Below are 12,903 nucleotides of genomic sequence, written 5' to 3' on the forward strand. Positions count from 1 at the left end.
GAAGTCTTGTTGACTCGCTATAACGTATATGCTAACATTATAAAATGCCATTGGAATGGAATTCGCTTGAAACTGCCGTGTCTGCCGCTTTTTAGAGACGGAAAACGAGCGACATTCAATGACAATGTTCGATTATTACGCCCGAAAAATTCGCTAAAGAATTGGGGGTCTGAGAGGTGAATCAGTTGACTGGTCAACTTGTTCAGTACGGTCGTCACCGTCAGAGAAGAAGCTTTGCCCGTATCAGTGAGGTATTAGAGCTTCCGAATTTGATTGAAATTCAAACTGCTTCTTATGAGTGGTTCTTGCGTGAAGGATTGAAGGAAATGTTCACAGACATTTCACCGATTTCCGACTTCACAGGAAACCTCGTATTGGAGTTCATCGATTACTCGCTCAGTGAGCCGAAGTATTCAATCGATGAATCGAAGGAGCGCGACGTTACTTATTCTGCGCCACTTCGCGTAAAAGTGCGTCTCCAAAACAAAGAGACAGGTGAGCTCAAAGAACAAGAAGTGTTCATGGGGGATTTCCCGCTCATGACAGAATCGGGAACGTTTATCATCAATGGTGCAGAACGCGTCATCGTTTCCCAGCTTGTCCGTTCACCGAGCGTGTACTATAACGCTAAACTCGATAAAAACGGTAAACGTGGATTTGGCGCAACCGTCATCCCGAACCGTGGTGCTTGGCTCGAACTCGAGACAGATGCCAAAGATATCGTTTATGTTCGTATCGACCGTACCCGTAAAATTCCGGTAACGGTGTTGTTGCGTGCCCTCGGATTCGGTACGGACCAAGAAATTATCGACCTTCTCGGGGATGACGAATACCTTCGTAACACCCTTGAAAAAGATAATACGGAGTCTACAGAGAAAGCGTTGATCGAGATTTATGAGCGTCTCCGTCCTGGTGAACCACCAACGGTAGAAAATGCGAAATCTCTTCTCGTTTCACGTTTCTTCGACCCGAAACGTTACGACTTAGCGAACGTCGGTCGCTATAAGATGAACAAAAAACTTCATCTTAAGAACCGTTTGTTCGGTCAAAAATTAGCGGAAACGCTCGTGGACCCGGAAACAGGCGAGGTACTCGCCGAAGCTGGAACAATCCTCGACCGCCGCAACTTAGATCGTATCCTCCCGCACTTGGAGAACGGCCTTGGCTATATCGATGCGGAACCAACTGGTGGTGTCGCTGAAGGTGAGCCATTCGGTCTTCAGTCAATCAAAGTCATCTCACCGGATGACCCAGATGGAGAGCGTATCTTGAACATCATCGGAAATGGCAATATCGATCGCAGCGTAAAACATATTACGCCAGCCGATATTATCGCTTCAATCAACTACTTCTTCAACTTACTTCACGAAGTCGGAACAACAGATGACATCGACCACTTAGGAAACCGTCGTCTTCGTTCAGTCGGAGAACTTCTCCAAAACCAATTCCGGATCGGGCTTTCCCGTATGGAACGTGTCGTAAAAGAACGTATGTCGATTCAAGATCAAAATGCGATCACACCACAGGCGCTCATCAACATCCGCCCGGTTATCGCATCACTTAAAGAGTTCTTCGGTAGCTCGCAATTGTCACAGTTCATGGACCAAACGAACCCGCTCGCAGAGCTCACGCACAAGCGTCGTCTCTCTGCACTTGGACCGGGTGGTTTGACACGTGAGCGTGCTGGTTTCGAAGTTCGAGACGTTCACTATTCGCACTACGGTCGGATGTGTCCAATCGAAACACCAGAGGGGCCGAACATCGGACTCATCAACTCACTCTCGTCTTATGCGAAAGTGAACGAGTACGGTTTCATCGAAGCACCATACCGTCGTGTTGACCCAGAAACAGGTCTTGTCACTGGCGACATTCAATATATGACGGCTGACGAGGAAGACCTCTATGTCGTCGCACAGGCAAACATGCCGCTCACAGAAGATGGCCACTTTGCAGACGAACAAGTTCTTTGCCGTTTCCGCGGACAAAACTTGTCAGTCGAGCCAAGCCGAGTGGACTACATGGACGTTTCGCCGAAACAGGTTGTTTCTGCCGCAACGGCATGTATCCCGTTCCTCGAGAACGATGACTCGAACCGTGCCCTCATGGGAGCGAACATGCAACGTCAAGCAGTACCACTCCTTCAACCGGATTCACCGATTGTCGGTACCGGCATGGAATACGTATCTGCGAAAGACTCTGGGGCAGCTATTGTTGCGAAATACCCAGGTGTCGTCGAACGCGTCACAGCGCGTGAAATCTTGATCCGTCGCACGTCTGACGTGAACGGTTCTGAGGTTTCAGGTGACCTTGACCGTTACAAACTTCAAAAATATGTCCGTTCGAACCAAGGGACATGCTATAACCAAAAACCAATCATCGCAGCTGGTGACCGTGTCGAAAAAGGAGAAATCCTTGCAGACGGTCCATCGATGGATATGGGTGAGCTCGCGCTCGGCCGTAACGTCGTCGTTGCCTTCATGACATGGGATGGTTACAACTATGAGGATGCGATCATCATGAGTGAGCGTCTCGTGAAAGATGACGTGTACACGTCGATTCATATCGAAGAGTACGAGTCAGAGTCACGCGACACGAAACTCGGACCAGAGGAAATCACACGTGATATTCCAAACGTCGGAGATGACGCACTTCGTAACTTGGACGATCGTGGAATTATCCGCATCGGAGCTGAAGTCAAGGATGGCGATATCCTCGTCGGTAAAGTAACACCTAAGGGCGTTACAGAATTGACGGCGGAAGAGCGTCTCTTGCACGCAATCTTCGGTGAGAAGGCACGTGAAGTACGTGATACGTCACTTCGTGTACCAAACGGTGGAGACGGAATCATCTTGGATGTCAAAGTGTTCGACCGTGAAAACGGTGACGAATTGTCTCCAGGCGTCAACCAAATGGTACGTGTCTATATCGTTCAAAAACGTAAGATTCACGAAGGGGATAAGATGGCGGGACGTCACGGTAACAAAGGTGTTATCTCGCGAATCCTCCCTGAAGAAGATATGCCATACATGCCAGACGGTACACCGGTTGACATCATGCTCAACCCGCTTGGGGTACCATCTCGTATGAACATCGGTCAGGTACTTGAACTCCACCTTGGTATGGCAGCGAAGAAGCTCGGTATCAAAGTGGCAACACCTGTATTCGATGGAGCGCGTGAGGAAGACGTATGGGCAACGATTGAAGAGGCTGGTATGGATAAAGATGCGAAAACGCGTCTCTATGACGGTCGTACGGGTGAACCGTTCGATAACCGCGTCTCGGTCGGTGTCATGTACATGATCAAACTCGCGCACATGGTTGATGACAAACTTCACGCTCGTTCGACAGGACCATACTCACTCGTTACGCAACAACCGCTCGGTGGTAAAGCACAGTTCGGTGGTCAGCGCTTCGGGGAGATGGAAGTTTGGGCTCTTGAAGCGTACGGTGCAGCCTACACGCTCCAAGAAATCTTGACAATCAAGTCGGATGACACGGTCGGTCGTGTGAAAGCATATGAGGCCATCGTGAAAGGCGAGAGCGTTCCGAAAGCGGGCGTTCCTGAGTCATTCCGCGTCTTGATCAAAGAGCTTCAAGCGCTCGGTATGGAAGTCAAGATGATGTCAGCGGATGATGAAGAAGTCGAAATGAAAGATGAAGATGACGACAACATCCCGAACGCAACATCGGCGTTAGAACAAGTCGTTCAACCGACTGTTACGGAAGAGGAATAAGGCGAAAAGGGAGGTCGGCCCCTTGGTAGATGTTAATCGATTTGAATATATGAAAATCGGCTTGGCTTCATCAGAGAAGATCCGTTCGTGGTCTTACGGTGAAGTCAAAAAGCCGGAAACGATCAACTATCGTACACTTAAACCAGAGAAGGACGGATTATTCTGTGAACGAATCTTCGGTCCTACGAAAGACTGGGAATGTTACTGTGGGAAATACAAACGTATCCGTTATAAAGGAGTCATTTGTGACCGCTGTGGCGTTGAAGTGACGAAAGCGAAAGTGCGTCGCGAGCGAATGGGCCATATCGAGCTCGCGGCACCAGTTTCGCACATCTGGTACTTCAAAGGGATTCCAAGCCGCATGGGGCTTGTTCTCGACATGTCACCACGTGCGCTTGAAGAAGTCATTTACTTCGCATCTTACGTGGTCACAGAGCCAGGTGATACTCCGCTTGAGAAGAAACAACTTCTCTCGGAAAAAGAATTCCGTCTCTATCGTGAAAAATACGGTAGCGACTTCAAAGCAGACATGGGTGCTGAAGCCATCCGTACACTTCTTCAAGACGTTAATCTTGAAAAAGAAGTAGGCGAGCTTCGTGAAGAGTTGAAAACAGTCCAAGGTCAACGTCGTACACGTGCGATCAAGCGCTTGGAAGTTCTCGATGCATTCTTCACTTCAGGAAACAATCCAGACTGGATGATCCTTGAAGTACTTCCTGTCATCCCACCAGAGCTTCGCCCGATGGTACAGCTTGATGGTGGACGCTTTGCGACATCTGACTTGAACGATTTGTATCGTCGAGTCATCAACCGGAACAACCGTCTCAAACGTTTGCTCGACCTCGGCGCGCCGAACATCATCGTGCAAAACGAGAAGCGTATGCTTCAAGAAGCGGTTGACGCCCTCATCGACAACGGTCGTCGTGGTCGTCCGGTAACAGGTCCTGGTAACCGTCCGCTTAAATCACTTTCACACATGTTGAAAGGGAAACAAGGTCGTTTCCGTCAAAACCTTCTCGGTAAACGGGTCGACTATTCAGGACGTTCGGTTATCGTCGTAGGTCCGAACTTGAAGATGTATCAGTGTGGTCTTCCAAAAGAGATGGCGCTTGAACTCTTCAAACCGTTCGTGATGAAAGAGCTTGTCGGTCGCGGCATCGCTTCAAACATCAAGAACGCCAAACGCAAAATCGAGAAGATGCAACCTGAAATCTGGGGCGTCCTTGAAGAAGTCATTCGTGAGCATCCGGTCCTTTTGAACCGTGCCCCGACACTTCACCGCCTTGGTATTCAAGCATTCGAACCGATTCTTGTTGAAGGTCGTGCGATTCGCCTTCACCCACTCGTATGTACGGCATACAACGCCGACTTCGATGGTGACCAAATGGCCGTCCACGTTCCGCTCTCTGCAGAAGCACAAGCGGAAGCACGTCTTCTCATGCTCGCTGCGCAGAACATCTTGAACCCGAAAGACGGAAAACCAGTTGTTACACCATCGCAGGATATGGTCCTCGGTAACTACTACATCTCACTCGAACGTGAAGATGCCGTCGGTCAAGGGAAAGTGTTCTCGAACGTCAACGAAGCGTTGATTGCTTACCAAAACGGTTATGTCCACTTGCACTCGCGTGTGGCACTTCCGGCGCGTACGCTCAACAACCCAACGTTCACAGACGAACAGAACGAGAAATTGCTCATTACGACAGTTGGTAAGATGATCTTCAACGAAATCTTGCCAAATACGTTCCCATACTTGAACGAGCCGACGATGGAAAACTTACAGGAAGCAACGCCTGACAAGTACTTCATCGACAAAGGGGCGAACGTTGCGGAAGAAATCGCATCACGTCCAATCATCGACCCGTTCAAAAAAGGTTTCCTTGGAAAAGTCATCGCGGAAGTGTTCCAGAAGTTTGAAACGACGGAAACAAGCCGCATGCTTGACCGGATGAAAGATCTTGGCTTCAAGCACTCGACAAAAGCGGGTGTGACGGTCGGGATTGCCGATATCATCGTACTTCCGGATAAACAGGAAATCCTTGACGAAGCACAAAAACAAGTCGACCAAATCATGAAGTCGTTCCGTCGTGGTCTCATCACTGAAGATGAGCGTTACGAGCGCGTTGTCCGTGCTTGGAACGAAGCGAAGGATGAAATTCAATCTCGATTGATGAAATCCCTCAACCGCCTGAACCCAATCTTCATGATGTCTGACTCAGGTGCCCGTGGTAACGCATCGAACTTTACGCAGCTTGCGGGTATGCGTGGTTTGATGGCCGCTCCATCTGGTCGCATCATCGAACTTCCAATCAAATCGTCATTCCGTGAAGGTCTGACGGTTCAAGAGTACTTCATCTCGACTCACGGGGCTCGTAAAGGTCTTGCCGATACAGCCTTGAAGACAGCCGATTCAGGTTACTTGACGCGTCGTCTCGTTGACGTAGCGCAAGATGTCATCATCCGTGAAGAGGATTGTGGAACAGACCGCGGAATCCGTGTTTCTGCACTCCGCGAAGGTACGGAAGAAATCGAAAGCTTGTACGACCGTCTCGTCGGACGTACATCGTTCGAAACGGTCACACACCCTGAAACGGGCGAAGTGTTGATCGATAAGAACGAATTGATCACAGAAGACATCGCGCGCATCATCGTTGATGCGGGTGTTGAAAAAGTTGAAATCCGTACAGCCTTCACATGTAACACGTCACACGGCGTATGTAAGAAGTGTTACGGACGCAACTTGGCAACTGGATCAAATGTTGAAGTCGGGGAAGCCGTCGGTATCATTGCCGCACAATCAATCGGTGAGCCAGGAACGCAGCTTACAATGCGTACCTTCCACACAGGTGGGGTTGCCGGAGACGATATCACACAAGGTCTTCCACGTATCCAAGAGGTATTCGAAGCCCGTAACCCGAAAGGTCAAGCGGTCATCTCGGAAATCTCTGGTACGGTCATCGACTTCACAGAATCGCGTGACAAGCGTGAACTCACGGTCGAAGGATTCAGTGAGACTCGCTCATACACGATTCCATTCGGAGCGCGTCTCCGCGTTCAAATCGGCGACACAGTAGAAGCCGGTGAAGTCTTCACGGAAGGTTCGATCGATCCGAAAGAATTGCTCGCCGTCCGTGGTGTATCTGGTGTTCAGAACTATCTTCTCCAAGAAGTTCAAAAAGTTTACCGGATGCAAGGGGTAGAAATCGGTGATAAGCACGTTGAGGTCATGGTTCGCCAAATGCTTCGTCGTGTCAAAGTTATCGAATCAGGTGACACACCGCTTCTCCCTGGATCACTCGTCGACATCAGCGTCTTCAAAGAAGCGTGTAAAGATGCGATTCGTGATGGAAAACACCCAGCGACTGCGAAACCAGTCCTTCTCGGGATCACAAAAGCCTCACTTGAGACAGATTCGTTCCTCTCAGCGGCTTCGTTCCAAGAAACGACTCGCGTCTTGACAGATGCAGCAATCAAAGGGAAACGTGACTATCTCCTCGGACTTAAAGAGAACGTCATCATCGGTAAACTCGTTCCAGCTGGTACTGGAATGGCTGTCTACCGTGATGTGGAACTCAAAGAAGATGAGGCGCCAGTTGCGCTCGAAGATACAACTGTCGAGTAAAATACGTCTTGACAGCGCAGGTTGGCGGTGCTACTATGATTTAGTGCCGCCAATCGGTTGTTGTCGATGACAACGATGTCCAGCAGTCGGCAAGCTACTTGGACGTCCATCCGAACTTTCTACGGGAAGGTTTGGCTGCTACAATTGCCACTTTCAAGGTATAACTCACGTTTTTGCGAGGTCATGGAATGCCTACGCCTCGTAAAAACGTTTCGTTATGACCTTAAATGAACCACCCGGGTCGGTGGGACTAGAAAATAGCAACATTCAGGAAGGGAGGATCTTCAAAGATGCCTACTATTAACCAGTTAGTCCGTAAAGGACGTAAATCGAAAGTCGTGAAATCTGACTCTCCAGCACTTAACAAAGGTTACAACAGTTTCATCAAGTCACAAACAAACGTGAGCTCACCACAAAAACGTGGTGTTTGTACACGTGTTGGTACAATGACTCCGAAGAAACCGAACTCGGCGCTTCGTAAGTATGCTCGTGTTCGTTTGACTAACCAAATCGAAGTGACTGCGTACATCCCAGGTATTGGCCACAACCTTCAAGAGCACAGCGTTGTTCTTATCCGTGGAGGACGTGTAAAAGACTTACCAGGGGTACGTTACCACATCGTTCGTGGTGCGCTTGACACTGCAGGTGTTGATGGACGTATGCAAGGCCGTTCTAAATACGGTACGAAACGTCCGAAAGCTGCGAAGAAGTAATTCTCGCCAACTAAACTACAATTGAAATTTTGAAAGGAGGGTACTCGGATGCGTAAAAACCGTGCAGAACGTCGTGACGTTATCGCAGATCCGATCTACAACTCGAAATTGGTAACTCGCCTCATTAACCGTGTCATGTTAGACGGTAAAAAAGGTACAGCTCAAACTATCATTTACAACGCATTTGGCATCATCGCTGAACGCTCAGGCAAAGAGCCTATGGAAGTGTTCGAAGAAGCAATGAACAACATCATGCCTGTACTTGAAGTTAAAGCACGCCGTGTAGGTGGGGCTAACTACCAAGTTCCTGTAGAAGTTCGTCCAGAGCGCCGTACAACACTTGGTCTTCGTTACCTCGTGAACTACGCTCGTCTCCGCAACGAAAAAACGATGGAGCAACGTATCGCGAACGAAATCATGGATGCAGCCAACAACACTGGTGCATCTGTTAAGAAACGCGAAGACATGCATAAGATGGCAGAAGCTAACAAAGCGTTTGCTCACTATCGTTGGTAATTTAATCGTAAAGTCCACTCCGCCAAGCATGGCTTAACGGAGTGGCTTTCGGGTATAATCATATCGTGTGCGCGCACACGAAAATCAAACATGCGGAAGGAGAATACCCAGTATGGCAAGAGAATTCTCCCTAAAGAATACTCGTAACATCGGGATCATGGCTCACATCGATGCCGGTAAAACGACAACAACTGAACGTATTCTTTATTACACAGGTCGTATCCATAAAATTGGTGAAACGCACGAAGGTGCTTCACAAATGGACTGGATGGAGCAGGAGCAAGAGCGTGGAATCACGATCACTTCGGCTGCGACAACTGCACAGTGGAATGGCCACCGTGTAAACATCATCGATACACCTGGACACGTAGACTTCACTGTAGAAGTTGAACGTTCACTCCGTGTACTTGATGGTGCGGTTGCTGTACTTGACGCTCAGTCAGGTGTAGAACCACAAACAGAAACTGTATGGCGTCAAGCAACGACATATGGTGTACCACGTGTCGTATTCGTCAACAAGATGGATAAAATCGGCGCAGACTTCTTGTACTCTGTGAAGACGCTCCACGATCGTCTTCAAGCGAACGCTTACGCGATCCAACTCCCAATCGGAGCAGAGGACGATTTCAAAGGGATCATCGATCTCGTTGAAATGAAGACTTACATGTACAACAACGACCTCGGTACTGACATCGAAGTAACAGATGGCTTCCCAGCTGACATGGCTGACCAAGCTGAAGAACTTCGCGGTCAATTGATCGAAGGTGTTGCTGACTTCAATGAAGAGTTGATGATGAAGTACCTTGAAGGTGAAGAGATTTCAATCGATGAATTGAAAGCTGCAATCCGTCAAGCGACACTTAGCGTTGAATTCTACCCTGTACTCGTTGGTTCTGCCTTCAAGAACAAAGGTGTTCAGCTCATGCTTAACGCCGTTGTTGATTACCTCCCATCACCAGTTGATGTAGAGTCAATCAAAGGGATCAACCTCGATACAGAAGAAGAAATCACACGTGAGCCTTCTGACGAAGCTCCATTCTCAGCACTTGCGTTCAAAGTTATGACTGACCCTTACGTCGGTAAATTGACGTTCTTCCGCGTGTACTCTGGTACAGCTGAAGCGGGATCATACGTGAAGAACTCGACTAAAGGGAAGCGTGAGCGTCTCGGTCGTATCCTTCAAATGCACGCAAACAGCCGTGAAGAGATTCCAATGGTATTCGCTGGTGACATCGCCGCTGCTGTTGGTTTCAAAGACACGACTACTGGTGACACGCTTTGCTCTGAGAAAGATAACATCGTTCTCGAGTCAATGACGTTCCCAGAACCAGTTATCTCGGTTGCAATCGAGCCTAAATCGAAAGCAGACCAAGATAAGATGGGTCAAGCTCTTGCGAAACTCGCAGAAGAAGATCCAACATTCCGCACTGAAACAAACCCTGAGACTGGTCAAACGATCATCTCTGGTATGGGTGAGCTTCACCTTGACATCCTCGTTGACCGTATGCGTCGCGAATTCAAAGTAGAAGCTAACGTTGGTGCACCACAAGTTGCTTACCGTGAAACAATCCGTGGCGCTGCGAAGATCGATTCGAAATTCGTTCGTCAGTCTGGTGGACGCGGTCAGTACGGTCACGTTGTCGTAGAATTCGAGCCGAACGAAGAAGGCGCTGGATTCGAGTTCGAGAACAAGATCGTCGGTGGTGTTGTACCACGTGAATACGTCCCTGCTGTTCAAAACGGGATTGAAGAAGCTCTCGAAAACGGTATCCTCGCTGGTTACCCAGTAGTAGACGTTAAAGCTCGTCTCGTATTCGGTTCGTACCACGATGTCGACTCGAACGAGATGGCGTTTAAAGTTGCTGCTTCGATGGCGGTTAAACAACTTAAGGACCAAGCGAAAGCTGTTATCCTTGAGCCAATGATGCGTGTTGAAGTTGTTATCCCAGAAGAATACATGGGTGACATCATGGGTGACGTCACGTCACGCCGTGGACGCGTAGAAGGTATGGAAGCTCGCGGTAACGCACAAGTCGTTAAAGCGATGATTCCACTTTCAGAAATGTTCGGTTACGCAACATCACTTCGTTCACGTACACAAGGACGCGGAACGTACTCGATGCACTTCGATCACTACGAAGAAGTACCGAAATCAATCGCTGAAGAAATCGTCAAAAAAGCGAACGGCTAATAACGGTTGTATCGCTAGATTGATTGTTGTAAGCTAAGGAAGACGTATGTTAAAAGTAGCCTACGTCTTCCTAGTTAAATAAAACTAATCGTTTAATAGAGGAGGAATCTAGAATGGGTAAAGAAAAATTCGACCGTTCTAAGCCGCACGTTAACGTTGGTACAATTGGCCACGTTGACCACGGTAAAACAACTTTGACTGCAGCAATCTCTGCTGTACTTTCACGTGCACAAGGTAAAACAGCTACTAAGTTCGACCAAATCGATGGTGCTCCAGAAGAGCGCGAGCGCGGTATCACAATCGCAACAGCTCACATCGAGTACGAAACTGACAAGCGTCACTACGCACACGTTGACTGCCCAGGACACGCTGACTATGTTAAAAACATGATCACTGGTGCTGCTCAAATGGACGGCGCGATCCTCGTTGTATCTGCAACAGATGGCCCAATGCCACAAACACGTGAGCACATCCTTCTTTCACGTCAAGTAGGTGTTCCTTACATCGTAGTATTCATGAACAAAGTTGACATGGTAGACGACGAAGAGCTTCTCGAACTCGTTGAAATGGAAATCCGTGAACTTCTTTCTGAATACGACTTCCCAGGCGACGACCTCCCTGTAATCAAAGGTTCTGCACTTGGCGCACTTAACGGTGAAGCTCAGTGGGAAGAAAAAGTTATGGAACTCATGAACGCTGTTGATGAGTACATCCCAGAACCAGTTCGTGACACTGAAAAAGACTTCATGATGCCTGTTGAGGACGTATTCTCAATCACTGGTCGTGGTACTGTAGCGACTGGTCGTGTTGAGCGTGGTGTTCTCCGCGTCAACGACGAGATCGAAATCGTTGGTCTTACAGAAGAAACGAAGAAAACTGTATGTACTGGTGTAGAGATGTTCCGTAAGCTTCTTGACTATGCTGAAGCTGGCGACAACATCGGTGCACTTCTCCGTGGTGTATCACGTGACGACATCGAGCGTGGACAAGTACTTGCTAAGCCAGGTTCAATCACACCACACTCTAAATTCAAAGCATCAATCTACGTTCTTTCTAAAGAAGAGGGTGGCCGTCACACGCCATTCTTCGCGAACTACCGTCCGCAGTTCTACTTCCGTACAACTGACGTAACAGGTATCGTTCACCTTCCAGAAGGTACTGAAATGGTAATGCCAGGAGACAACATCGAGTTGACGATCGAATTGATTTCTACAATCGCGATCGAAGACGGTACACGTTTCTCTATCCGTGAGGGTGGCCGTACTGTAGGTGCTGGTTCAGTAACAGAAATCATCGAGTAATCTATTGATTCAACTGAACAACATTAAGCAGTCCGCAATATGCGGGCTGCTTTTTTGTGTTTCTATCACAACATGGTAAGATGAGGCATACGAGAAAGGAGTGGCGTCATGCTGAAGCAACTAGAGACGATTTGTCGCTTGAATGGGATTGAGTATCGCATTGGCGGTTCTGAGCTGTTGAAGCATCATGGCATCGTCGAGGTAACGAATGACATCGATGTTTTTGTTGAACCGGACCAGTTTGAAAAAATCGATCGTGTACTTAGTCGTGCTGGGGAGAAGAAACCATCAGATCCTCACGACGCATACGTAACGACCTACTTTGGAGAGTATATATTCGAGGGAACAGATGTGGACGTCATGTCTAGTTTCCGAATGAAGTGTACCGACGGAATCTATACGCATCCTTTCATTGAACCAGATGGACAATGGATGCACCTAGAAGAGTGGGTCGTCCTTTACACGGTCATCGGACGAAAGGATAAATTAGCGTCATTGCTCCGCTATTTCAAGACGCACAGTGTTAATGAAGGAATTGTTCAAGACTGTTTAAAACGAGCGCCACAATCAGTCATAGAAGGGGTGACAGAGCGTTTTGGAGAGGTGATGAAACGCTAGGTCGAGTTGACATGGGAGTTCGTTTGAAAAATAGTTCAATAAAAGAATGAATTTTTGCTTGCAAAAGCTCGCGAATCTTGTTACATTAGGGAACGTTGAGCAACTCATCAGACAACCAGCAACTTCAAAAATCTAATCTTGCATTCCATGACCAGATTAGATATAATGATTAAGTGTTTGTGCGAGTGGTGAGAGACTTTACAGCAGA

Annotated in this window: 7 protein-coding genes; all 7 read left to right on the forward strand. The window is 48.2% G+C overall.

Annotated elements, in window-relative coordinates:
* Positions 1-185: 185 nt before the first annotated feature.
* Complete coding sequence (rpoB, locus tag KNO68_RS13965; RefSeq protein WP_074037866.1) at positions 186-3,734, forward strand: DNA-directed RNA polymerase subunit beta; 3,549 nt, start codon at positions 186-188, stop codon at positions 3,732-3,734.
* A gap of 22 nt (positions 3,735-3,756) precedes the next feature.
* On the forward strand, positions 3,757-7,356 hold the full coding sequence (rpoC, locus tag KNO68_RS13970) for a DNA-directed RNA polymerase subunit beta' (RefSeq protein WP_012727684.1): 3,600 nt from the start codon (positions 3,757-3,759) through the stop codon (positions 7,354-7,356).
* A gap of 290 nt (positions 7,357-7,646) precedes the next feature.
* Positions 7,647-8,069: a 30S ribosomal protein S12 gene (gene rpsL, locus KNO68_RS13975; RefSeq protein WP_012727683.1), complete on the forward strand. Its 423-nt coding sequence runs from the start codon at positions 7,647-7,649 to the stop codon at positions 8,067-8,069.
* Between the two features lie 48 nt (positions 8,070-8,117).
* Positions 8,118-8,585, forward strand: coding sequence for a 30S ribosomal protein S7 (rpsG, locus tag KNO68_RS13980; protein WP_012727682.1), 468 nt, complete (start codon positions 8,118-8,120; stop codon positions 8,583-8,585).
* 112 nt (positions 8,586-8,697) lie between these two features.
* The gene (fusA, locus tag KNO68_RS13985) at positions 8,698-10,776 is read left to right on the forward strand and encodes an elongation factor G (RefSeq protein WP_012727681.1); all 2,079 of its coding nucleotides are present in this window, start codon (positions 8,698-8,700) and stop codon (positions 10,774-10,776) included.
* 113 nt (positions 10,777-10,889) lie between these two features.
* On the forward strand, positions 10,890-12,077 hold the full coding sequence (tuf, locus tag KNO68_RS13990; protein ID WP_078147868.1) for an elongation factor Tu: 1,188 nt from the start codon (positions 10,890-10,892) through the stop codon (positions 12,075-12,077).
* Positions 12,078-12,185: 108 nt separating this feature from the next.
* Complete coding sequence (locus tag KNO68_RS13995) at positions 12,186-12,695, forward strand: hypothetical protein (protein ID WP_214686005.1); 510 nt, start codon at positions 12,186-12,188, stop codon at positions 12,693-12,695.
* Positions 12,696-12,903 lie beyond the last annotated feature (208 nt).

This window comes from Exiguobacterium sp. s75 (assembly GCF_018617145.1).
GTDB lineage: Bacteria > Bacillota > Bacilli > Exiguobacteriales > Exiguobacteriaceae > Exiguobacterium > Exiguobacterium profundum.